The organism is Nocardia sp. NPDC051321, from assembly GCF_044455225.1.
In the GTDB taxonomy this organism is placed as follows: Bacteria; Actinomycetota; Actinomycetes; order Mycobacteriales; family Mycobacteriaceae; genus Nocardia.
Genome location: NZ_JBITEM010000016.1, coordinates 164,176 through 187,695, shown reverse-complemented (window position 1 = coordinate 187,695; position 23,520 = coordinate 164,176). Strand labels below are relative to the sequence as shown.

Annotated in this window: 16 protein-coding genes; 11 read left to right on the top strand and 5 right to left on the bottom strand. The window is 68.2% G+C overall.

Annotated elements, in window-relative coordinates; all coding sequences use genetic code 11:
• Positions 1–13 precede the first annotated feature (13 nt).
• The 6 genes from ACIA8C_RS34435 (at position 14) to ACIA8C_RS34410 (ending at position 8,678) form a co-directional block, all read left to right on the top strand.
• Positions 14–1,474 carry a carotenoid oxygenase family protein gene (locus ACIA8C_RS34435; protein ID WP_397142040.1) on the top strand — a complete coding sequence of 487 codons (1,461 nt, stop codon included), beginning with the start codon at positions 14–16 and terminating at the stop codon, positions 1,472–1,474.
• Positions 1,471–2,460 (top strand): LLM class F420-dependent oxidoreductase, encoded by a 990-nt coding sequence (locus tag ACIA8C_RS34430; RefSeq protein WP_397142038.1) that lies wholly within the window; start codon positions 1,471–1,473, stop codon positions 2,458–2,460. The genes ACIA8C_RS34435 and ACIA8C_RS34430 overlap by 4 nt, the downstream gene beginning before the upstream one ends.
• A complete protein-coding gene (locus tag ACIA8C_RS34425; RefSeq protein ID WP_397142036.1) occupies positions 2,453–3,649 on the top strand; it encodes a thiolase family protein in 1,197 nt (398 codons plus the stop codon). Before ACIA8C_RS34430 ends, ACIA8C_RS34425 begins: the two co-directional genes overlap by 8 nt.
• 9 nt (positions 3,650–3,658) lie before the next feature.
• Positions 3,659–5,398, top strand: a complete 1,740-nt coding sequence (locus tag ACIA8C_RS34420) for a class I adenylate-forming enzyme family protein (protein ID WP_397142034.1) — start codon at positions 3,659–3,661, stop codon at positions 5,396–5,398.
• Between the two features lie 52 nt (positions 5,399–5,450).
• Entirely contained in the window at positions 5,451–6,689 is a 1,239-nt protein-coding gene (locus ACIA8C_RS34415; RefSeq protein ID WP_397142032.1) for an acetyl-CoA acetyltransferase, read from the top strand.
• Positions 6,690–6,986: 297 nt separating this feature from the next.
• Positions 6,987–8,678 (top strand): hypothetical protein, encoded by a 1,692-nt coding sequence (locus tag ACIA8C_RS34410; protein WP_397142030.1) that lies wholly within the window; start codon positions 6,987–6,989, stop codon positions 8,676–8,678.
• Between the two features lie 71 nt (positions 8,679–8,749).
• On the opposite strand, the gene ACIA8C_RS34405 is transcribed toward ACIA8C_RS34410, so the two are convergent.
• The gene (locus tag ACIA8C_RS34405) at positions 8,750–9,664 is read right to left on the bottom strand and encodes a MerR family transcriptional regulator (protein ID WP_397142028.1); all 915 of its coding nucleotides are present in this window, start codon (positions 9,662–9,664) and stop codon (positions 8,750–8,752) included.
• Between the two features lie 67 nt (positions 9,665–9,731).
• On the opposite strand from ACIA8C_RS34405, the gene ACIA8C_RS34400 reads away from it, so the two are divergent.
• On the top strand, positions 9,732–10,397 hold the full coding sequence (locus ACIA8C_RS34400) for a maleylpyruvate isomerase family mycothiol-dependent enzyme (RefSeq protein WP_397142026.1): 666 nt from the start codon (positions 9,732–9,734) through the stop codon (positions 10,395–10,397).
• Between the two features lie 42 nt (positions 10,398–10,439).
• Here ACIA8C_RS34400 and ACIA8C_RS34395 read toward each other — a convergent pair whose 3' ends face one another.
• The 3 genes from ACIA8C_RS34395 to ACIA8C_RS34385 all read right to left on the bottom strand — a co-directional run bounded on the left by ACIA8C_RS34395 (position 10,440) and on the right by ACIA8C_RS34385 (position 12,745).
• Complete coding sequence (locus ACIA8C_RS34395) at positions 10,440–11,306, bottom strand: class I SAM-dependent methyltransferase (protein ID WP_397142024.1); 867 nt, start codon at positions 11,304–11,306, stop codon at positions 10,440–10,442.
• 164 nt (positions 11,307–11,470) lie between these two features.
• Positions 11,471–11,941: a GAF domain-containing protein gene (locus tag ACIA8C_RS34390; RefSeq protein ID WP_397142022.1), complete on the bottom strand. Its 471-nt coding sequence runs from the start codon at positions 11,939–11,941 to the stop codon at positions 11,471–11,473.
• 99 nt (positions 11,942–12,040) lie between these two features.
• A complete protein-coding gene (locus ACIA8C_RS34385) occupies positions 12,041–12,745 on the bottom strand; it encodes a GntR family transcriptional regulator (RefSeq protein ID WP_397142020.1) in 705 nt (234 codons plus the stop codon).
• Between the two features lie 157 nt (positions 12,746–12,902).
• Between ACIA8C_RS34385 and ACIA8C_RS34380 the strand changes: the two genes are divergently transcribed.
• The 4 genes from ACIA8C_RS34380 to ACIA8C_RS34365 all read left to right on the top strand — a co-directional run bounded on the left by ACIA8C_RS34380 (position 12,903) and on the right by ACIA8C_RS34365 (position 17,301).
• Positions 12,903–14,180, top strand: a complete 1,278-nt coding sequence (locus ACIA8C_RS34380) for an MFS transporter (protein WP_397142018.1) — start codon at positions 12,903–12,905, stop codon at positions 14,178–14,180.
• A 10-nt stretch (positions 14,181–14,190) separates the two neighbouring features.
• Positions 14,191–14,850: an allophanate hydrolase subunit 1 gene (locus tag ACIA8C_RS34375; protein WP_397142016.1), complete on the top strand. Its 660-nt coding sequence runs from the start codon at positions 14,191–14,193 to the stop codon at positions 14,848–14,850.
• Entirely contained in the window at positions 14,847–15,734 is an 888-nt protein-coding gene (locus tag ACIA8C_RS34370) for a biotin-dependent carboxyltransferase family protein (RefSeq protein WP_397142014.1), read from the top strand. The genes ACIA8C_RS34375 and ACIA8C_RS34370 overlap by 4 nt, the downstream gene beginning before the upstream one ends.
• A 331-nt stretch (positions 15,735–16,065) precedes the next feature.
• Positions 16,066–17,301, top strand: a complete 1,236-nt coding sequence (locus tag ACIA8C_RS34365) for a lipase family protein (RefSeq protein ID WP_397142012.1) — start codon at positions 16,066–16,068, stop codon at positions 17,299–17,301.
• Here ACIA8C_RS34365 and ACIA8C_RS34360 read toward each other — a convergent pair.
• The gene (locus tag ACIA8C_RS34360; RefSeq protein WP_397142010.1) at positions 17,232–23,408 is read right to left on the bottom strand and encodes an amino acid adenylation domain-containing protein; all 6,177 of its coding nucleotides are present in this window, start codon (positions 23,406–23,408) and stop codon (positions 17,232–17,234) included. The genes ACIA8C_RS34365 and ACIA8C_RS34360 overlap by 70 nt on opposite strands.
• Positions 23,409–23,520: the final 112 nt, after the last annotated feature.

Genomic DNA, 23,520 nt, shown 5'->3' with positions numbered 1-23,520 from the left:
GGGTACGCAACTCATGACGCTCAAGGAAGAACTCATCGCGCCGGCCGCGCAAGCGCTGACCAACCCGTATCTGGCGGGTATGTACGCGCCGACCCCCGACGAGATCACCGCGACCGACCTCGCCGTCCTGCACGGCGAACTCCCCGCCGACCTCGACGGCGTCTACGTCCGCAACGGCCCCAACCCCCAGTTCGCGCCGATCGGCCGCTACCACTGGTTCGACGGCGACGGCATGTTGCACGCGGTGCACTTCGAGAACGGCAAGGCCACCTACCGCAACCGCTACATCCGCACTGCCGAGTTCGAGGCCGAGCGCGCCGCCGGAACCGCGTTGTGGCGCGGCGTGATCGAGCCGTGGGACGACAACCCGCCGGGCGATCGCCGCGAGCGCAACTCCGCCAACACCGACGTCGTCTTCCATCACGGCAACCTGCTGTCGCTGTGGTACCGCGCGGGCAAACCCTATGCGCTGGACCCGATCAGCCTGGAGACCCGCGGCGTCGACACCTTCGGCGGCACGCTGCCCGGCGAGATCTCCGCGCACGCCAAGGTCGACGAGCGCACCGAGGAGTTCATCTTCTTCGATTACGGCATCCACGCGCCCTACCTGCGCTACGGCATCGCCGACCCGTCGGGCACGGTCACCCACTACACCGGCCTCGAGCTGCCTGGCCCTCGGTTGCCGCACGACATGGCGATCACCGAGAACTACTCGATCCTGATGGATCTGCCGCTGTACAACGACCCGAGGGCCGCCGCGGCGGGCCGATTCAAGCTGTTCTTCGACCGCACGCTGCCCAGCCGTTTCGCGGTGCTGCCCCGGCGCGGCGACGGCACCCAGGTGCGCTGGTTCGAGGCCGCGCCCGGCTACATCTATCACACGGTCAACTCGTGGGAGGACGGCGACGAGATCGTCATGGTGGTCTGCCGCGTGTCCAAGCCGAGCCCGGTGTCGGATCGCGCGAACCCGCTTGCCCAGTTGCTTGCCTACCTGCGCCCCGAGGCGAAGCTGCACAAGTACCGCTTCAACTTGCGCACCGGCGCCACGATCGAAGAGACCATGGACGACGTCAACACCGAATTCCCGGCCATCGATCAGGGCAGCACCGGCCAGCGCGGCCGCTGGTCCTATCAAATGCGGCTATCGGTCGACAGCACAATGCTTTTCGACGCCGTGATCAAGTACGACCTGCGCACCGGCGCCAAGCAGACCCAGCCGTTCGGCGACGGTTTCTTCGGCAGCGAGCTCACCGTGGTCCCGCGACCGGACGCGCGCGACGAGGACGACGCCTGGCTCACCATGTTCGCGTTCAACAGCCACACCCAGCTGTCGGAGGTCTGGATCTACGACGCCGCCGACCTGGCCGTTGGGCCGGTGTGCCGCCTCGGCCTGCCGACCCGAGTGCCCCTCGGCTTCCACGCCACCTGGGTCAGCGGTGCGCGGATGCGCGCGGCGGCACAGTCGGCCGAGTGAGCGGCGACGACCGCCAACTCAGCGTGAGCCTGCCGTATTGGCAGGACCGCGCTCCGTTGGACGCCCTTGCCGTCGCCGAGGCGGCGGAGAAGCTGGGCTATCACCGCCTGTGGATCGGCGAGATGGCGACCTTCGACGCCTTCGCGCTGGCCACCGCGATCGGGCTGGCGCCCGGCCGAATTCCGCTGTGTCTCGGGCCGTTTGCGGTCGATGTCCGCAGTCCGGCCACCATCGCCATGGGTGTTGCGAGCGTCGCGGCACTCACCGGCCGATCGGTCGATGTCGCCATCGGCAGTTCGAGCACGGTCGTCGTCAGTGGCTGGCATGGCCGCGAAAGACAGCGCACCGCAGCGCATCTAGAAGACTCGGCCCGCATCCTCCGGGGGCTGCTCGCGGGCGACAAGGTCGATTACACGGGGGAGGTGGAGCGCACCACGGGCTACCGGCTCCGTCTCGCAGCACCGCACTCGTCGATCACGGTGGCCGCCTTCGGTACGCGTGCCCTGGCGGCGGCGGCTCGTACCGCCGATCGCGTGGTACTGAACCTGGTTACCCCAGAACAGGTTTCACGATGCGCCGCGTCGGTGCGCGAGGCCGCGGCAGCGGCGGGCATACCCAGCCCGGCGATCTCGGTATGGGTCACCGCCGCCGCAGATCCGACACCCGACATGCTCGCGACTGTCCGCCGCGGCGTGGTGGGCTATCTGCGTGCACCTGGTTATGACGCCATGTTCGAGGAGGCGGGCTTCGGCGAGGTCGTGCGTCTCGCACACAGCGGCGCACATCCGCGCGACATCCTGGCAGCCGTGCCCGACGAACTACCCGCGGCCGTAGGCATGTTCGGCGACGATGCCACCCTGATCCGCCGACTCGACGCCTACCGCAGCGCGGGGGCCGACGAAATCGTCGTCGTACCAGCCACTTCGGCCGAGGACCCGGCGGGACATCACACGCTCGAGACCCTGGCGAGGATCGACCATGACTGACGCGTTACCCGGCGCCTACATCTACGACGCGATCCGGCTACCCCGCGCACGTGTCCGCAAAGCGGGCGGCACGCTCGCCGAGCTACCACCCTACGAGCTGTTCGGTCAGTTATTGGTCGCACTCGAAAGCCGCTCGCTCAGCCCGGATTCCGTCGACGACATCCTGGTCGGCTGCAACACGACGGTGGGGGAGCAGGGCGGAAACCTCGCGCGTGCGGCGGCGCTGTGGGCGGGCTGGCCGGACCGGGTGCCCGGCGGCGTGGTGTCACGACTGTGCTGCTCGGGCCTCGACGCGGTCGAGAGTGCGGCGGCCAGGGTCGCCGCGGGCTTCGCCGATGTGATCGTCGCGGGCGGGGTCGAGTCGATGTCCCGGGTGCCGATGCTGTCGGATCGACCCGCCATCGCGACGGACGTCGACCTCGGTGAACGCACCGGATTCGTGACGATCGGAGTATCCGCCGATCTCACCGCCGCCGCCCACGGCGTCACCCAGGCCGAACTCGATGCCTACGCCGTGCAATCGCATCAGAGAGCAACCGCCGCACCGAGTTCCGAATCGGTGGTACCGGTCCGGAAGGGCGGCACCGTGCTGCTCGACGCCGACGAGGGCGCCCGCCCCGACGCGAACCTCGACGCCTTCGCCGCACTACCCGCCCTGTTCGGCGACGATCCCGCATGGCAGCGGGTAGCCCGCCGCCTGCCCGGCTCGCCGCACCCGGCGGACGGCCTGCACACGATCGCGACCGCGCCGCAGCTCGCCGACGGCGCCTCCGCCGTAGTCGTCGGAAACCCGCACGCCGCAACGGTACTCGGCCGCCCGCCGATCGCCGAGATCATCGGCACGGCGCAGACCGCAGTGCGCTCACCACTGCTGACCGCACCGGCCGCCGCGGCACGGCTCGCGCTCACCCGCGCCGGTATCACCGCCGCGGACCTGGACGTGGTGGAAGCCAACGAATCCTTCGCTGTCACACCGATTCTGCTCGCCAGGGACCTCGACCTCGACCCGGCGCTGGTCAATCCGACCGGCGGCGCCCTCGCGGTCGGACATCCGCTCGGTGCGACCGGCGGCAACCTCATCGTCCAAGCGCTCGACGCACTCACGCGCACGGGCGGCGAATACGCGCTGGTCACCATTCCCGCGGCCCTCGGGCTGGGCGCCGCGGTAGTGCTGCGGCGTCTGAATTGAAGGAACACCATGGCCGAGTCGCCGATCACCGACCCCACTGATTCCGCCGTCTCGATACCCACCTGTCACCCCGAGGACCGGGTGCGCCAGTATCTCGATCGCGGCTGGTGGCAGCCGGATACGCTGCCGGAACTCTTTCAGCGCCGGATCGACACGGCACCGGACGCGCCCGCCGTCACCGACCCCGCCAACCTCGCCGCGTTGACCGGAGCACAGCCGCGAACCCTGTCCTGGCGCGAACTCGATGAGCACTGTATCGATCTCGCGGCGACGCTGTACCGCAACGGCATTCGGCAGGGCGATGCCGTCGCGGTCCTGCTGCCGAACTCGATCGCGTTGACCGCCACCTACTTCGCGCTGTGGCGGCTCGGCGCGGTCGCGACACCCATGCCCGCCTCGTACCGCCGCCATGAGCTGTCCGGCATCGTCGCCGTGGCCGACGCTACGGCGATCATCACCACGGGCGAGCTGTCGGGACGCGAACTCGCCTGCGAGGCATTGGAAGTGGCCGCAGGCTCGCGCATCGTCTTCGCATTCGGCCCCGCCGTGCCGGATAACGCGATCGCACTGGACGAGCCGGTCGATGCCGCCGATCGGGAGCGCCTGCGCCGCTATGTTCGCGGACTGACGGTTTCGGTGAACGACCGGGTCACCATCTGCTGGACCAGCGGCACCGAGGCCGCGCCCAAGGGCATCCCACGCTGCCACGGCGACTGGCTCGCCATGGCCTGGGGCGTGCAGGACGGACTACACCTCACCCCGGAGTCGGTGCTGCTCAACCCCTTTCCCATGGTCAACATGGCGGGCTTCGCGGCGTCGTTCCTGCCGTGGCTGATCACCGGCGGGCAGCTGGTGCAGCACCAGCCGCTCGACCTGCCGGTGTTCCTCGGACAGATCGCGCGCCACCGGGTGACGCACACCAGCATGCCGCCCGCGCTGCTGACGATGCTGCTGCACAACGAGGCATTGCGCGCCTCGGCCGACCTGTCCTCGCTGCGACGCGTCGGTTCCGGCGGTGCGCCGTTGCCGCCCAGCGTGGTTCGTGGCTGGCAGTACGACCTCGGCATCGAGGTACTCAACTTCTTCGGCTCCAACGAGGGCGTGTCGCTGCTCGGCGCACCCGTCGACTTTCCTGATCCGGTCAGCCGAGCGCAATACCTGCCGCGCTACGGCGCACCGGGCGTTCGCTGGGCCACCCGGCTCGCCGAGAGCACCCGGGTCAAGCTCGTCGACGTGCGCACCGGCGCGCCGGTCACCGAAGTCGGTGGCATCGGCGAACTCCGGCTCGCGGGCCCGGCCGTGTTCGGCGGCTATCTGCCGGGCACCGCGACGACCGAACCGTTCGACGAGGACGGGTTTTTGTGCAGTGGAGACGTATTCGAGCTGTGCGGCGTGGACGGCCGGTATCTGCGGTTCGTCGACCGGATCAAGGAGATCATCATCCGCGGCGGCATGAACATTGCCCCCGCCGAGATCGAGGGGTTGCTCGCGGACGGTCCCGGCGTCGCCGAGGTGGCGGTGGTCGGCTATCCCGATCCGGTGCTCGGCGAGAAGTGTTGCGCCTTCGTCGTTCCCGAGCCCGGGGCGACGGTGACGTTGGACGGCCTGGTCGAGCACTTGCGCGCTCGAGAGGTGGCGTCGTTCAAATTGCCGGAACGGCTGGAGATCGTCGACATGTTGCCCCGCAACCCGGTCGGCAAGCTGCTGCGTCGCGAGCTGCGGGCGACGCTTATCGAGGGCCCGGCTTGACCGGATTCCGCAACGCCGCATTGCTGTCTATCACCGACATACGGGAGTTTTGATGTCCACCAGCACTATCCACCTACTGGGCGGCAGCCAAACCGATTTCGCCGTCAACTGGCACCGCGACGGCAAAGGATTCGACGCGCTCGTCGGCGCCGTGGTCGAGGCGACCCTCGCCGAGACCGACATCGAGGCTGCCGAAATCGGCGTGATCCATGTCGGTAACGCGTTCGGCCAGTTGTTCACCGGGCAGGGTCAACTCGGCGGCATGCCCGCCACGGTCATCCCCGAGCTGTGGGGCGTCCCGGCGAGTAGGCACGAAGCCGCCTGCGCCTCCGGCAGTATGGCGCTGCTCGCCGCGATGGCCGACCTGGAATCGGGTCGCTACGACTGCGCGCTGGTGATCGGCGCGGAACTGGAGAAGACCGTGCCCGGCGACGAGGCAGCGGGATATCTCGGTGCCGCCGCCTGGGTCGGGCACGAGGCGCGGGACACGAAGTTCGTGTGGCCCACCATGTTCGCTGAACTCGCCGACGAATACGACCGGCGCTACGGGCTCGACGACACCCACCTGCGCGCGATCAGCGAGCTCAACATCGCCAACGCACGCGCCAACCCGCTTGCGCAGACCAGGAATTGGACATTCACCCCGGACAGTTTCGGCACCGACGACGCGGCGAACCCGCCGGTGGCCGGTCGCCTGCGCCGTCAGGATTGCAGTCAGATGACCGACGGCGCCGCCGCCGTGATCGTGGTGTCGGATCGATTCTTGGCGCGGCGCACCGATTTACGGCCCGGCGAGCGCGCCATGATCAGTGGCTGGGGTCATCGCACCGCGGGCCTGCCGTTGGCGCACAAGCTTCGCGTCGCCGCCGACGATCCGTATGTGTTTCCGCACGTGCGCCAGACGGTGCTCGACGCGCTGGGCCGGGCCGGGTTGCCCGATATCGACGCGGTGGACGGCATCGAGGTACACGACTGTTTCTCCATGTCCGAGTACATGGCGATAGATCATCTCGGCATCACCGGTCCCGGCGAAAGCTGGAAAGCCGTGGCGGGCGGCGATATAGCGCGTGACGGCCGATTGCCGGTCAACCCCGGCGGCGGATTGATCGGTGGTGGTCATCCTGTTGGTGCGACTGGTGTACGAATGGTACTCGATGCCTACAAACAGGTCACCGGGAAAGCAGGAGCGTACCAAGTGCCGGACGCGCACCGGTTCGCCACCCTCAACATCGGCGGGAGCGCCACGACCGCAGCGAGTTTCATCGTGCAGAGTCCGGCGAAACGGGCATAGTGAAGTCGTGCCGTTCCTGACCTCGCCGTATTCGCCGACGGTGCAAGGACACTCGGCGTCGAGTGACCGGCGCCGCACAGCGTCCGTCCAGCGTCCTCGGCTATCGATGGTGGGCAACTCCGCGGTTGCGGATCGTCGTGCCTGTTCTATGATCATCCAGGAAACGCGGTCGCGGCACGCCGCATTCTCCCGGCAAATCGACGGTTTTCGCTGGCAACGGTGCGTCGACGGCGAATGCGATGTAGCCTTCCCACGCGTGATCACTTGTCTGCCATCGAATCTCCTCTTGGAGCCGAAATGACCATCCAGCATCCCATTGAGGACGAGGTCACACAGCTGGCGCGGCGGGTCGAGAAGGCCCGTGGCCGGCTGGCATACCAATTCGATCCCGCGTTGACCGAAGCGCTCTCCGAGGATGAGCTGCTGGCCGAACGTGAGCTCGCCGAGAAGATTCGCGGGCAAGACCGTGGTCAACGCTGGAAAGAGGCTCAAGCCGCCGCGGGAGCGGCCGACCGCGCCAGGCAGACCACCGAAGCGATCGAGAAGGCCGACATGCGAGATCTCCTGGTGGCCCGCAAGGCAATTGCCGCACAGCGCCGCGAGTCGAGCCCGCATGCCAAACTGGCCTCCCTATATCGGCACCGCGCCTGGTCACTGCGCGCGCTGGCCGGTGTCGTCGCGGCGGGCATGCTGTGGTCCGCGGTCAACGTCCAGCACAACATCGCGCCCGGCGGGCCTGGTGACCCGCTGTATTGGTTCAGCTACCTGCTGGAAGGGATGATCAGCGTCTGCCTGATCATCATCATGATCGGCACCAACAAGGTGGCCGAGTGGGGTGTCGTAGACAACCGCAAGCAGGTGGTCGCCGCGGAGGTCGCCCTGCTCGGACTGACCGTCACCCTGAACACGTATCCGTACCTGCGCGCCGAGCACTGGTACGACGCCGCCGTGCACGCCGTCGCGCCGGTGATGATCGGCGTCTCGCTGCTCATCCACGACGCCGCCAGCGCGCGCTACGGCCTCGCTATCCACCGTGCCACCGACCAGGTCCGGGATCTGCCCGACCCGGCCGAGCAGATCCGCCGCACGCTGCCCACGCTCGCCAGCTACCGGATGCGACGTCCGGCCGCCGCGGAGATGATGGCGTCCAACTCGTTCGCCGAACTGACCGTCGAGGCCGAACCGGACCCGCTCGCGGAATTGAACGCGGCACCGGTCGTTGATCCGGAGATCGAAGACGCGCCGGCCGTGCTGCTCGCCGACGAGGACGACACGGCACCCGAGACCCCCGCGCCGACCCGGTCCGCCTTCCGCTCGGCGGCCCCGGCACCGTCGGCGAAAGTCGTGGCCGCGGCGACCCTCGGCAGCGATCTCACCGACAGCGCGGCCGAGACCAGGTCCGTGCCGAAGTCCGAAAATGGCACCGCCTTCGGTACTTCCAAGCCGGTCCAGGCCGACGAGCCGGTCGTGCAGAGCAAGTCGACCGCTCCGGTGAACGGCGAAAAGCGCAACGGGGTCGACAGTAAGCCGATCACCCCGGCGAACGGCGCCAGCGAGCCGACCAAGTCCGCCACCCCGGCGGCCACCAAGCCGGTCACCTCGGCGCCCTCGAAGTCGGCCACGCCGACCAAGATCGCCGCGCAGCAGGCGGACCCGGCCACGCCGACCAAGATCGCCGCGCGGGTGGCCGCCCCGGCCACGCCGACCAAGCCCACCGCGACAGCGACGGACCGCCCGTCCGCGACCGCCGCGGCGAGCGCCACCACCGCCGCCATCAAGCGGCAGCCCGCCCCGGCCGACGAAAAGGCAGGCACCGCAGCCGATGCCAAGTCCGGCAAGGAAACTCCGGCCACCCCGGAGATCCACGACACCGGCCAGTTCCGCATCGCCGAGATCCTCGAACAGGAACTCGCCGAACTGCAGGCCGCTCGCCGCCGCGCTCGGACCAGCCGGAAGACGTCAACTCCTGCCGCAGGCCGCGACCGCTAACCAGCCGGTACAAACTCCATAAAGTCTTCAGCCGCTTCGTGTTTGCCCGGATCATCGGGCCGGGAGCGGCTTCAGACTGTCTGCCGCAGCGCCTCGAGCAGCCAATAGTGGACGGCCCCCACGGTGGTCTCCGTGCCGGTGATATCGGCGGTGAGCCGCCAGAAGCGTTGCAGCCGCGGATCGGTATCTGTCGTACCGGTGCTGAGTAGCGCCCGCCGGAATCCGGGCGTATCGCGTTCCCGCCTGGCCGCCGCGTGCGCATGCACGTACTGGTCGAGTTCGGGGCCTGGGTGCGGGATTTCGTGGGCGGCGACGAGCGGGGCCGCGATCTCGAACGCGTCGGCGACCGACGTCACGAACTGCAGGCGATCGCGGATTCGGTCCCCATCCGATCGCCAAATCTGCTGTGTCATCGCCTTTTTGACGCGCGGATCGGTGGTGAGGGTGGTGAGCTCGGCGTAGGCGACGACCTGAGCGGGGGCCGGCTCGCTCGGCAGTGGCGGCACGTTCATGTCGATGAACGAATCGAACTCCTCCCGCGGCAGCGGAACCAGGATGGGCCGCCAGAACGCGACGACGCTGTCGATCACCGCGCCCCGGTCGTGCACGGCGGCAAGCAGTTTCAGGCGTCCGGCCCGCTCGTCGGGCGGTGCGCTCTCGATGGCGTACAGCGCCGCGCGCCGCCAGCGCAGCGCCTCGAGCTCGGCGTCGAGCGCGACGCGTTCGGCCGCGGCCGCCTCGCTGATCGTCTCGCTACCATCCAGCACCCGCACGATCGCGGAAAGCGGCACACCCATGGCCCGCAATCGGCGCACCAGCAGCAGCCGATCGGTCGCGGCGGCGTCGAACACCCGATGGCCGCCACCGGTTCGGTGGTACTGCAGAATCCCGCTGTCGCAGTAGAACCGAATGGTCCGAACGGGCACGCCGGTGCGCCGGGCCAACTCGCCGATGCTCACCACATCGTGAAGTGTGTCCTCGGTCACAGTAGCTTGCACCTCCACTCGGGTGGAGTTCTTACGGTAATGGAACTTCGAGAGAGAGGGTCGAGCTATGAAAGACATCGAATCCATGACGACCGAGCAGACTTGGCGCGCGGTCGCCGCCGAGCGACAGCGCATGGCCGACCTGCTCGCCGACCGCACCGAGTCCGACTGGGATCACGAATCCCTGTGCGCGGACTGGCGAGTCCGTGATGTGGTCGCGCATGTGGTGCTGTGCACGCGCGCGAATCTCGGCTGGATACTGGTCAACCTGCTCCGCGCCCGCGGCAGCGTGCACGGGGCGTTGCGGGACACCGCCATTCGGCACGCCGACAGCGTCAGCACGCGGCAGCTGCACTCGGAGCTGCGCGCCAGCGTGCCCTCGCGATTCTTCCCGATCGGCACGGTCCCTACGGACCGGCTGCTCGACATGCTCGTGCACGTTCAAGACATCGCTCTGCCGCTCGGCATCACCCGCGAGATGCCGTCCGTACCAGCACGATCGGCGCTGGATCGGGTGTGGGCGACCGGCGACCGGTTCGGCATCGACGAGCGGTTGTCGGGCTATCGCCTGGTGGCCACCGACATCGAGTGGTCGGCCGGTGACGGTCTGCTCGTCGAGGGAACCGCTGGCGCGTTGCTCTTGCTCGCGACCGGCCGCACGGCGGCGGCGTCGCAGCTGACCGGCCCCGGCGCCATCACGCTCGCCGCCACCCTGATCGCGAACCAGGCGTGACAATGGGGCCGCCATAGACGGCGGCCCCATCGGAGTGGGCGATCAGGAGGGCTTGACGGCGCTCAAATACTTGATGCTGTTGAACATCTCGGCGAACGGCTCGAGGACGGCGGAGAGCGGCCGGTCGTAACGCTCGGCCAGTTCCTCGGGCGCCACGGTGGTGGTGGCCCAGCCTTGATTCGTCAGCCACTCGGCCGGATCCGAGCGATCGTCGGTGTAGAACAGGCTGGTGATGTCGATCTTCCCGAACGGGGTGTCGCGCAGTTGCTCGGCCTGGAACTCGGCGAGCCGCGTGAGGTCGACGTCGGGGTCGAAGGCGTCGCTGGCCAGCCTGCTGCCGGGCGCGGAGAGCTGAGCGATCCGGGCGAACAGCGCGTCTTGCGCCGCGCCTGGCAGATACGGGAGCAGACCCTCGGCAGACCACACCGTGGGCACGGTGGGATCGAAGCCCTCCTCGATGAGCGCGGCGGGCCAGTTCTCCCGCAGGTCGACGGCCACCTCTCGGCGTTCGGCTCTGGGTGTGGCGCCCGCGTCGGCGAGTACCTGCCGCTTGAATTCCAGCACCTTGGGCTGGTCGATCTCGTAGACGACCATGCCCTGCGGCCAGTTAAGGCGGTAGGCGCGGGCATCGAGCCCGGCGGCCAGAATCACCGCTTGCCGCACGCCGTCCTCGGCCGCGGTAAGAAAGAGATTGTCGAAGAACTTGCTGCGCAATCCCATGAATTCGGTGCCGAGCGGGCTCTGCTCCCGTAGCTCTGGATCGCCTGCGGCCGCGACGAACAACTCGGCGAATTGGTCGTGGACCAGGGCGTCGGGTCGTTTCGACTCGACCGCTCGCGCGGCCGCGACGAACAGCGCGGTCATCCCGACGCTGCTGACGATGTCCCAGGTATCACCTTCGGTACGCATGCTGCTCTCCTCGAAGTCTTCGAATGGCCTGTGCGCCAAGCGGTCCCGGAAGAGAAGCACGCGAACCGCTTGCCTCATGGCAATAACGCTGCTGTCGATAAGGTGGTAGAGCGGTAACCAGAATTGATCCTACGACTGCGCGGTCTGCTTTGCAGAACGCGTGGTCACGGGCGCGGTTCGGCGGCGAGAGCCTGCTCGGCCGTGGTGCGCAGCTCCGCAAGCCTGGCTCGTTGCTCAGGGGTGTAGTCGCGCGCCTGGTCGTCGAGTACGCAGACGGTGCCGTAGACGCTGCCGTCCGGATTGTGCACCGCCAACCCGAGGTAGTTGACCAGTCCGAACTCCACCTCGTCCGCGTTGCCCGCGAAGGCCGGGTCGGCGCGCGAATCACGCACGAACAGTTCGGTGTCGTTGTCGACGACCCGCTCGCAGTAAAGCTCCTGCGCCTCCGCGAAGGCCGCACCCTTCTTGCCCTCCGCGCCCACCGGGTAGTGCGCCTCGGCCGCACCGGCTGTCGCCTCGACCGCCATGTGAGTCGGGGTTGATCGCATGACCAAGACCGACCGCACGCCGAGCTCGGCCGCGGTCTGTTCGAGCAACGATTCGATCGGCTGGAACCGCGCACTGCTGTCGGACATGACGACCTCTCCTGGCACGACACGGGGCAAGTCGTCCCACTCTCCTCGGCGGACCGTTCAGTGGCCAGGATTGCGCTCACACTGCGGCAAACGGCGGAGTCAGGCGACGATGTGGGCGTACGCGCCGCGGATGTGCGACTCGGCGTCGGTGAGGTAGTCGGCCAGCATTTGCTCCGCCGCCGCGGCTTGCCCGCCGATCATCGCCTCGTAGATCTCGTGATTACGGGCGAGGTAGGGCTCGTGGAACGTCAGCGGATCGGCCATCACGTGGAAGACCAGCCGCAACTCGTTCCACACGCTCGCCATCATCTGATCCAGCCGCCTGCTGCGGTTGAGCGCGGCGATCGCCTTGTGGAAGTCGATGTCGGCCGTCCCGACGCCGGTCCAATCCTGTTCCGCCGCACAGGCATCCGCGCGCGCCAGGGCGGCGGCGAGCTCGGTCGGCTCCTGATCGCTGTCGAACCCGTGCACCGCGGCGCCCTCGACGACCCGTCGGCACTGATAGAGCTCCGCGACATCGTCGGAGGTGGGGATGCGCACGAACGCGCCACGGTTGAGCTCGTGGGTGACCAGGCGTTCCTCGATCAATGAGCGGAACGCTTCCCGCAGTGTGTTACGCGAAACCCCCAGCGCCGCACAGATATCCGGCTCGGACAAGCGCTGGCCCGGCCGCAGTGCCCCGTCCAGGATGCTCGCGCGCACGATGTCGGCGATCTGCGAACTCCGGCTGGACCTGGCAAGCAGTCCTTTGTGTTCGGAAAGCGCCGCGTAAACGGGATCGGGCCGATCTGCCGGTGTCGTCAACCAAACCTCCGTGGACCAGTGGCTTTGCCGTTCGAGCATAACTCAGGAATCGAACGGCCAGCCGACGATCCAACTTTAGGATTGCAGAATCGTTCAACGATCCGTACGCTACTGTGACGTACGTCGCTCTCCTGAGCTCGAGCATTGCGAGGCATCCATGAGCCTTTCCACAGACCTCCCGGTGGATCCCGCCGAGAAGTCGCAACCCTTCGACTGGTTCCGCACCCTCAGCGCCAAAGGCAAGAAGGCCTTCCTCGGCGCGTTCGGCGGATATGGCTTGGATGCCTACGATTTCCAGGTTCTACCGCTGGCGCTCGGCGCCATTTCGTCCTACTTCGTGATCAGCTCGGGCAAGGCCGGCCTGCTCACCACGGTGACGCTGCTGGTGTCCGCGCTCGGCGGCGCGCTGGCGGGCGTGCTCGCCGACAAGATCGGGCGGGTACGCACCCTCCAGCTCACCGTCGCCACCTACACCCTGTTCACGGTGCTGTGCGGCTTCGCGCCCAACTTCGAGACGCTGCTGATCTTCCGGGCCTTCCAGGGCCTCGGCTTCGGCGGTGAATGGGCGGCGGGCGCGATCCTGGTCGCCGAATACGCGCAGACCAAATATCGCGGCCGGACGGTGGCCTATGTGCAGAGCGCGTGGGCGGTCGGCTGGGGCTTGGCGGTCTTGGTCTACACGTTGGTTTTCCAGTTCGTCAGTGAAGACCTGGCCTGGCGGGTGCTGTTCTGGACCGGTGCGCTGCCCGCGTTGCTGATCATCTGGGTGCGCCGCAACCTGACCGACTCCGAAACCGTCACCCAGCGCCGTGAATCGGCGGGCAAGCGAGCGGGATCGTTCGCGTCGATCTTCCGACGGGACCTGGTTCGGACGACGCTGTTCGCCTCGGTACTCGCGACGGGCGTGCAGGGCGGCTACTACACCCTCGCCACGTGGCTGCCGACCTATCTGAAGAAGAGCCGCCACCTGAATGTCGTTGGTACCGGCGGTTATCTGTTCATGCTGATCGGCGGCGCGTTCCTCGGATACGTCACCGGCGGCATCCTCGCCGACCGGATCGGACGCAAACGCACCATCCAGCTCTTCGCCGTGCTGTCGGTCGCCTTCATGGTCGCCTACATCCAGGTTCCGGAGGGCGCGAACACCATGGTGCTGATCCTCGGCTTCCCGCTCGGCTTCTGTACCGCGGCCATCTTTTCCAGCTTCGGCTCGTTCCTTTCCGAGCTGTACCCGACCGCGTCCCGCGGCACCGGGCAGGGCTTCACCTATAACTTCGGTCGCGGCGTCGGCGCGATATTCCCCACCGTGGTCGGGTTTTTGGCCTCGACCACGCTGGGTCTGGCCGGTGCCATGATGTTCGGCGCCTTCGGCTATGTCCTCGCCGTGCTCGCGCTGTTCGGCCTGCCGGAGACCCGCGGCCGCGAATTAGCCTGAAGGAGTGTCGATGTCCGCGATCACCGTGCCGAAGGCACCGCTTCGGATACTGCCCGCGGGGGACCGGTCGGTGCTCGTCGCACCCGACGAGCACGCCGACCTGGTCGCGTTCATCGACCTGCTGCGGCGCGAATTGCCGGTAGGCGTGCACGATGTGCTGCCCGCCGCGCAGACGGTCTTGGTCACCATGACCGACAGCGCGGACGCTCGTGCCGTCGAAGAGCAACTGCGGCAACTGTTTCGGCGTACACAGGGCGCCGCACCAGCCGAGCCGGAACCGGACGCGGTGCGCACCATCCCGGTCCGCTACGACGGACCGGACCTGGAAAGTGTTGCCGCACAATTGGGTATCTCGGTGCGTGACCTGATCGCCGCGCACACCCGGGCGGTGTGGCGGTGCTCGTTCATAGGATTCGCGCCGGGCTTCGGCTATCTGGAGTCCACCGGCTCCGGGTTGGCCGTGCCGCGCCGAACGCAGTCGCGGACCTCGGTGCCCGCGGGCTCGGTGGCCTTGGCCGACGGGTACAGCGCCGTCTATCCTCGGCGTTCGCCCGGCGGTTGGCAGCTCATCGGCACCACCGACGTCCGGATGTGGGATCTCGACCGAGCCGAGCCGTCCCTGCTGCGCCCGGGCACCATGGTCCGGTTCACCGAGGAGGCGAGGCAGTGAGTTCGACCAGTCGTGCTGTGTTGCGGGTCCTCGACGCGGGTCCGTTGAGCACCATCCAGGACCTCGGCAGGCCCGGCTGGTTCTCGGTCGGCGTCGGCGTTTCCGGTGCGGCCGATCGGGGTTCGCTGAAGCTGGCGAATCGACTGGTCGGCAATCCCGAGGACGCCGCAGGCATCGAAACCTTGCTCGGCGGACTGGAACTCGTGGCCGAGGCGCCGGTGCTGCTCGCGGTGACCGGTGCCGACGCACCCCTCACCGTGGACGGTGTCGCCGAAGCCAACGCGTCGGTGCTCGCCTTGCGCACCGGGCAGCGGCTGCGGCTCGGCATGGCCGCCGCCGGGCTGCGCGCGTATGTCGGCGTGCGCGGCGGCATCGCCGTCGACGAGGTCCTCGGCTCCCGCAGCCGGGACACCCTCGCCGGACTCGGCCCCGAGCCGCTGACCGAGGGGATGACGCTCAACGCGGGTGCCGCGGACGGCTATCCGTGGCCGAATGTCGCTGTGGCGCCGGTGCCTTCGGCGAATTCGGGTGTCGTCACCGTCCGGGTGTTGCTCGGACCTCGGGAAGACTGGTTCACCGATCCGCGATCGCTGTTCACCGGCACCTGGGAGATGACCGATCGGGCCGATCGGGTCGGTGTGCGGCTGGCCCGCATCGGCGACGAGGCGCCGCTGAGCCGGATCAACGACAAGGAGCTGCCGACCGAAGGGATGCCGCTCGGCGCGATCCAGGTGCAACCGAGCGGCGAACCGGTGGTGTTCCTTGCCGATCACCCCATTACCGGTGGTTACCCGGTGATCGGGACCGTGGTCACCGCCGACGTCGACCTGCTCGCGCAGCTGCGGCCAGGCCAGCACCTGCGGTTTCGCCCGGCATCGAGCTGAAAGCACCGGCGGTGATCGGTTCCGGCACCGACCCGAGGTTCGCCTGCCCGCCGACATTTATGCAGTTTGCACAGTGGTAGCGGGTAAACCCTGGCCGGTTGCGTAGTGACACACCTGCGAACCGTCGTGTGGACTGAGACGTCTTTCGGTCCGTCGGGCGCTCGATGGTGTCCCGGCTGGCGGTCGCCGGTCGCGGCGACCTCTGGCTTCGATGTCGTCTTCGCCTGAGAGGTGCCCGGTAGTGATCCGTGTTTGTCGTGCCACATTCGCAGTAGGTTTCACGCTCGCTGTTTCCCTCGCGGTCGCCGCACCGGCCACCGCCGGATCGGACGTGCCAGACACCGGCCAGGGCGGAACTCGGCCTACCTGGCCGGTGCGGCCCGATGAGAATCAGCTCCCGCCACTGCCCAGCGAAACCGATATCTACTCGGTCATTCCGGTGCCGATGCCCAAGGACGACCGATGGTACGACGACCCGGCCGACCTGGACCGCTACGCCAACGGCGACGTGATCCGCAAGCGCGTGGTGACCAGCTATCTGCTTGGGGTGCCGTGGCCGCCGGTGCACACCGAACAAATCCTGTACCGCAGCACCGACAGTCACGACCGACCGATCGTCACCGCGACGACCGTGCTGATCCCCGGTATTCCCTGGCTCGGTCCGACTCCGCGCCCGGTCATCTCCTATCAGGAGGCGATCGACGGCCTGGATCCGGCGTGCAACCCCTCGCACACCCTGCGGGCGGGGACGATGAAGGAAACCCAGCTGTTGTTGCAGTTCCTCGGCGAGGGCATGGCGGTGTCGGTGCCCGACTTCAACGGCAAGACCGTCACGACGCTCGCGCCGAGCGAGGGCCGGATGGTGCTCGACGGTGTTCGCGCGGCTCGGCGCGCCGATCTGGGCTTGGCCGATTCGCCCGTCGGGCTGTGGGGATACTCCGGCGGCGGCAGCGCCACCGGCTGGGCGGCCGAACTGCACCGCGGCTACGCGCCCGAACTACCGATCAAGGGCAGCGCCCAGGGCGGTGTGCCCGGCGACAAGCACGCGATGACGATGTTCGCCATGGACGCGGGCCCCGGTATCGCCGGCCAGTCCGATTTCATCGGCTGGATCTGGCTGATCGGATTGTCCAGGGAATACCCGGATCTGCTGCCCCTCGACAAATTCCTCACCGCGGACGGCATGACCATGGTCGGCGACATCGAACACCGCTGCCTCTACACCGCGGCCGCCACCGGCGCATGGCGGCCACTGAAGAACTACCTCAAGGACAAGCAGGCGTTCCTCGACCCCGACATCCAAACCGTCTTGCACCGAGACAGTCTCGGCTACGGCGACACTCCGGACATCCCCGTCGCGATGTGGCACTCCACCACCGACCCGATCATCCCGATCGCCGCCATCGAGCCCGTCGTGCAGCGCTACTGCGCCGCGGGCGCGAATCTCAGGTTCTTCAGAGCCCCTGCGTCAGAACATATTTCGGCCGAGCTGGTTGGTTACGAGCCATCGCTGCTCTGGCTGACCGCCGTCGTCGCCGGTGCCGACCCCGGACCGACCACCTGCTGAGCATCCGCCGCCGGGCGCAGCACCGCGCCGGGAGTGGTGCCGGACGGCAGGAAACCGGCGGTGATGAATTCCCTGACGTAGGCGTCGAGTGCGGCCTCGGTGATCGGCGGGCAGTCGATGCCGGTGCCTGCGAGGGCGATTCGGGTGTGCGTGTCGCTCCAATCGAGATCGGCGAGCCCGAGATAGTTCGTGCTCAGCAGGGCGGCGCGGACAAGGGAATCGTCGCCGATGGCGTTGCGCCGGTGCGATTCTTCAGCGAGGGCGGCGCGCACGGTGTCCAGTGGGGCGACGGTCACGGGGAGGCCGTGGTAGCGCAGGCGCGTGAAGATGTCGCCTACCGTCACCGGGGTCTTGTTGACCAGGTGGTATACGGATTGGTCCCGGGGCCGGGTGGTGAGTTCGACGATGGCGCGGGCCACGTAGGTCACCGGGACGAGGGAGACGGTCGCGTCGCCGACGTCCGGTGCCAGGCCGAGGATCGCGGCGGCGCGGATCATGTTCCAGAACGAATCGTCGGCACTGTTCACGCCGGCATTCGGGTCGCCGCAGATGGTTCCGGGCCGGTAGATGCCGACCGGGATGCCGCGTTCGCCCGCCTGCCGGACCAGTTCCTCGGCGGCCCATTTCGACGTGACGTAGCCGTTCTCGGACAGCTGGTCGGCACGCAGCCGCACGTCCTCGTCGATGACGCCCGGTGCCGACGACGTGGCGACGGTGGTGCCGAGGGTGGAGACGAAATGCACCGGCTTGAGCCTGCGGGTCGTCGCGAGCCGCAGCACGTCTCGGGTGCCCTCCACGTTGGCCGTGCGTAGCCGTGCGTACGGGTCGATGTGATTGACGCGGGCACCGTTGTGCAGGATGACGTCGACATTCTCGGCGAGGCGCTCGTAGTCGGCAGCACCGAGGCCTAGCCGTGGTGCGGCGAGATCGCCTGGGACAGCGACGATTCGAGCCGCGGCGCTGTCGTTCCACAGTTTGTAGCGGTGCAGCGCCCGCCGAATCCGGTCGGCACCCTGCTCGGCGGTGTCGGCGCGAACCAGGCACACGACCTGTGCGTCGGTGCGGTCCAGCAGTTCCCGGAGCAGGTGGGCGCCGAGGAAGCCGGTCGCACCGGTCAGCAGCACTTCCTGTGGTAGCCCGCGGAATACGGGCAGGCAGCGGTGGCCATCGATGTCGCGGTCGAGCACGGCGTCCGCCGCGGGGGCCACCGCTCGGGCCTGTTCCGCCGATCCGGTGAGATGCGCGGCGAGACCACGCACGGTCGGGGTGGTCAGCAACGCCGCCATCGGTACGTCGAGGTCGAGGGTGGCCGAAAGCCGTTGATGCAGTGTGAAAGCCATCAGTGACGAGCCGCCGAGCTCGAAGAAGTCGTCGGTCACCCCGATCGGCGACACGTCGAGTACCTCGGCGAATACTTCGGCGATGGCTATCTCGAGCGCGGACGACGGGGCGATGCCGTTCCGCGAGGCGAACACCGGCTGGGGGAGTGCCGCCCGGTCGAGTTTGCCGCTGGTATTGACCGGCAGCGCGTCGAGAAACAACACCGCCGACGGCACCATGTAGGCGGGCAGCACGCGAGATATGGACTGTCGCAAGGCGTTCGGGTCGGCTGCCGCGCCGGGCGCCGTGACGACATAGCCGACGAGGCGGTCACCGGCATCGGACGGTTTCACCGCGACCGCAGCCTGCGCGACAGCGGGATCGGCGAGCAGCGCGGTTTCGATATCACCGAGTTCGATGCGGTGTCCGCGCACCTTGACCTGGAAGTCGCTGCGCCCCAGGTACTCCAGGGCGCCGCGCGCGTTCCAGCGCACTAGGTCCCCGGTGCGATACATCCGCGCACCGCGGTCGGCGGGATTCGCGACGAAACGTCCAGCGGTCAGCCCGGCGGCGCCGTGGTATCCGCGCGCAAGTTGGACGCCGCCCAAATACAGTTCACCGACCGCGCCCACCGGCACCGGCCGTAGCCGGGCGTCGAGGACGAAAGTCCGCGAATTCCATTCCGGCACACCGATCGGCACCGTGGCCGCCGGATCGTTGGATTCGACGCGGTGCTCGGTGATGCTGACCGCGGCCTCCGTCGGGCCGTACAGGTTGTGCACCTCGGCGGGGCTGATCGCGGCCATGGCCCGCGCCGTCTCCGGCGCGAGTGCTTCGCCGATGACGAAAACGGCGCGCAGCGAGGAGATTTCGGCGGCGGTCGCGTGGCCCGCGAAGGTCGTCAGCATGGTCGGCACGAAATCGGTGAGCGTGACCCGGTGCGTGGCGATCAGTCCGCACAGTGCCGCAGGATCCCGGTGGTCGTCCGGACCGGCGAGCACCATGCGCGCACCCGCCCGCAGCGGCAGGAAGTATCCCCACAGCGACACATCGAAGGTCGCGGGCGTCTTCTGCAGATAGCTGTCGGCGGCCTCGACGCCGTACCGGTGCTGCATCCAAGCGAGCTGGTTGACGATGGCCTCATGGCTGACCACAACACCTTTCGGGCGGCCGGTCGAGCCCGAGGTGTAGATAACGTAGGCGGGATGGTCGCCGCGCAGCGGCAGAAGCCGCTCGTCCTGGAGCACGGGCGTGGCGTCCAGTCGCGTCAGATCGAGGGTGTCGACGGCATGCGCGGCGGTCACCGTGAAATCGTCTGCGCTGGTGGTCAACACACACCGCGGCGCTGCGGAATCCAGCACGTAGCCGATGCGTTCGGCCGGATGGTCCGGATCGATGGGCACCCAGGCGCCGCCCGCTTCGGCGATCGCGCACAACGCGACGACCTGATCGATGGACCGGCGCATAGCCACCGCCACCACCGTCTCCGGGCCGACACCCTGCCCGATCAGCCACCGCGCCAACCGATTACACCTGTCCCGCAACTGCGCATAGGTCAGTGTCGCCACGCCGCAGACCAAGGCCACGGCATCCGGCGCGGCCGCCGCGTTGCGTTGCAGTGCCGCGCCGAGGGTTTCGGGCGCGACCGCGTGCTCGGCTCCGGCCGCCCAGGATTCGATCCGTCGCCGCTCATCGGGGTGCACCATATCGATGTCGCCCACCGCGCCGACCGGATCGGCGGCGACCTGGTGCAGCACGCGGATATAGGCGTCGAGGAACCGCAGCACCGTGGGCTCGTCGAAAAGGTCAGTAGCATAACTGAATCGGATGATGATCTGGCCCGGCGCGCCGTCGGCGCCGTGCTCGTCCACCACCGCGATGTGCAGATCCGTCTTCGCCGTCCGTGTGTCGATGTCCAGCCCGGAGAACGTCAGCCCGGGCAGCTCGAGGCTCGCCTTACCGAAGTTCTGGAACGCGAAACCGACCTGATACAGCGGATGCCGACCGGGTGACCGCACCGGGTTGACCGCGTCGACGACATGCTCGAACGGCACCTCGGAATGGGCGAAGTTCACCAGATCCCGCTCCCGGGTCCGGTCGAGCAGCGCGGCGAAACTCTCGCCGAGGTCGACCCGGGTCCGCGACACCGTCGTATTGACGAACATGCCGACCAGGTCATCGAGGGCGGCCTCGGCACGGTTGGTCATCGGCACACCGATGGCGACATCGGTACAGCCCGACAACCGGGCAAGCAGAACCGCCAAGGCCGACCGCATCACCATGAACAGCGTGGCCTTGTGCTCGCGTGCGACGGCGAGCAACGCGCGGTGCAGCGTGGCGGGCACCGGGCGCTGGGTGGCCGCGCCGCGCAACGACGCGATGCCAGGTCGCGGCCGATCGGTCGGCAGGTCGAGCTCGTCCGGCAGCCCGGCCAGTTCCGTGGTCCAGTACGAAAGCTGCTGGGAAAGAATCGATTCCGGATCTTCGCGCGAGCCGAGCAACTCCTGCTGCCACAGGGCGTAGTCGGCGTACTGGATGTCGAGCGGCCGCCACGCCGGAGCCGTGCCCGCGGACCGTGCGGTATAGGCGGCGGCGATATCGCGCGCCAGCGGCGCCAGCGAGGAACCGTCGGCGCAGATGTGGTGTACCGCGCACACCACTACGTATTCGCCAGGTGTCCGCAGCAGCCGAACCCGCAGCGGCACCTCGGTCGAGACATCGAAACCACGCCACAGGATGGCGCGGATGCGCTCGGCCACCGCGTCGGGAGCGGCCGTCATCATCTCTTCGACGGCGAAATCGGCGACGACACTCGCTGTTTCGATGGCCTGCTGCCACGGACCGTCGGCGTCGGCGGGATACCTCGTGCGCAGAATCTCGTGCCGCGCAACGGTGTCGGTGAATGCCGCGCGCAAGACATCGACATCGAGGTCCCCGGCCATGTTCAAGGCGAAGCCGATATTGTCCACCGACGATTCCGGGTCGAACTGATTGCGCAGCCAGAACCGCAGCTGCGACGGTGACAGCGGCACCCGTTCCGGCCGCGGCCGGGCCAGCAGCGCCGGTCGGCTCTTGTCGAACCGTTGCGCCTGAACAGCTTTCGCCAGCGCGGCGACCGTCGGGTAATCGAACAGCAGCCGAGTCGGGATCTGTGCCTGCCACGTCTCGCTCAGCCGCGCGGCCACCTGGGTGGCGAGCAGCGAATTACCGCCCGAGGCAAAGAAATCGGAGTCCGCGCCAAGCTGCTGCTGACCGAGCACCCGCGCGAACACCTCGGCGATCAATTCCTCGCCGGGGCCGGACAGTGACCGGCAGGCGAGCTGATCGACAGCGCGGACCCGCAAGGCAGCCCGATCGGCCTTTCCGTTGGGAGTCAGGGGAATTCGATCGAGCACGGTGATCGTCGCGGGCAGCATGTACTGCGGCAGCTGCCGGGCCATCGCGTTCGCCAGCTCGGCGGCATCGAGGGTGCCGCCGGGCTCGGGCTGGACGTAAGCCGCCAACGCGGTCTCGCCCGCCGGGGTCTTACGGTCGACGGCGACCGCCGAGCGCACCCCCGGTTGCCGCGCCAGCACCGATTCGATCTCACCGAGCTCAATCCGGAAGCCCCGGACCTTGACCTGATCGTCGGTGCGGCCAAGGTATTCGAGGTCGCCGTCGGTGCCGCGGCGCACGATGTCACCGGTGCGATACATCCGAGTGCCGGGCGCGCCGTGCGGGTCGGCCAGAAAACGCTGCGCGGTAAGGCCGCATCGCGCGTGGTAGCCGCGGGCCAGACCGGGGCCGGAGACGTACAGCTCACCCGCGGTGCCGATGCCGACCGGGCGTAGCCGCTTGTCGAGCACCCGGCAGTGCATGCCCGACAGCGCCGATCCGATCGTCACCGGCCGGCTCGGCGACAACGGCGAACTGATCGCCACCATGATGGTGGTCTCGGTCGGGCCGTAGCCGTTGAAGAATCGGCGACCGGGCACCGCCCAGCGGTGCATCAGTGGCGCAGGGCAGGTTTCGCCGCCGACGATGACCACGCGCAGCAGGTCGAGACCGGTCGGCTCGAGCGAGGCCAGCGCCGACGGCGTCAGAAAGGCATGGCTGATCTCGTGCCGCGCGAGCACGTCGGCCAGCTCGGCACCGCCGTAGACCGTCGGCGGCGCGATCACCATGGTGGCGGCCGAACCGATGGCGAGCAACAGCTCGAGCACCGAGGCGTCGAAGCTCGGCGACGCGAAATGCAGTGTGCGCGCGGCCGGAGTGAGCGTGTATCTGGCGATCTGTTCGGCGCAGAACGCGGCGAGACCGGCGTGGGTCACCGCGACACCCTTGGGCCGGCCCGTCGACCCGGAGGTGTAGATCAAATACGCAGCGTTCGAAATGCGCAGCAGCGCAGGACGATCGAGATAGGAGATGGGCGTCGCCGACTCCGTCGACATCGTTGCGATGAACGCCGGGTCATCGATGGCCAGCCAGCGAACGTCGCCGGGCAGTGTCGGTACGTATTCGCTGTTGGTCAGTCCGATGGCGGCGGCACAGTCCGTGACCTGGAAGTGGATGCGGTTGCCCGGCAGGCCCGGATCGATCGGCACGAACGCGGCGCCCGTCTTCACGACCGCCCATACCGCGAGCACGGAGTCGATCGACCGCGGCAGCGCAACCACGACCATGGTCTCCGGCCCGACCCCCATCGTGAGCAAGGTGCGCGCCAATTGCGACGAGCGCGCATCGAGTTGGCGGTAGGTGATCGAGTTGTCGCCGCAGATCGCGGCGACCCCGTCGGGATTGCGCTCCACCGCCGAGGCGAGTAGCGCGGCGAGCGTGGGTGAGTGCGACGCCGAAGTTCGGCGAGAACGCGCACGACGAGCGGACGAGGGGGTCCGCTGAATACCACTGGTCAAGCTCTGG

Excerpts from the sequence above, each read along its gene's own strand:
- ACIA8C_RS34420 (WP_397142034.1), top strand. The coding sequence starts at position 3,659 with ATGGCCGAGTCGCCGATCACCGACCCCACTGATTCCGCCGTCTCGATA.
- ACIA8C_RS34410 (WP_397142030.1), top strand. The coding sequence starts at position 6,987 with ATGACCATCCAGCATCCCATTGAGGACGAGGTCACACAGCTGGCGCGG.
- ACIA8C_RS34435 (WP_397142040.1), top strand. The coding sequence starts at position 14 with ATGACGCTCAAGGAAGAACTCATCGCGCCGGCCGCGCAAGCGCTGACC.
- ACIA8C_RS34380 (WP_397142018.1), top strand. The coding sequence starts at position 12,903 with ATGAGCCTTTCCACAGACCTCCCGGTGGATCCCGCCGAGAAGTCGCAA.
- ACIA8C_RS34375 (WP_397142016.1), top strand. The coding sequence starts at position 14,191 with ATGTCCGCGATCACCGTGCCGAAGGCACCGCTTCGGATACTGCCCGCG.
- ACIA8C_RS34425 (WP_397142036.1), top strand. The coding sequence starts at position 2,453 with ATGACTGACGCGTTACCCGGCGCCTACATCTACGACGCGATCCGGCTA.
- ACIA8C_RS34415 (WP_397142032.1), top strand. The coding sequence starts at position 5,451 with ATGTCCACCAGCACTATCCACCTACTGGGCGGCAGCCAAACCGATTTC.
- ACIA8C_RS34390 (WP_397142022.1), bottom strand. The coding sequence starts at position 11,941 with ATGTCCGACAGCAGTGCGCGGTTCCAGCCGATCGAATCGTTGCTCGAA.
- ACIA8C_RS34395 (WP_397142024.1), bottom strand. The coding sequence starts at position 11,306 with ATGCGTACCGAAGGTGATACCTGGGACATCGTCAGCAGCGTCGGGATG.
- ACIA8C_RS34400 (WP_397142026.1), top strand. The coding sequence starts at position 9,732 with ATGAAAGACATCGAATCCATGACGACCGAGCAGACTTGGCGCGCGGTC.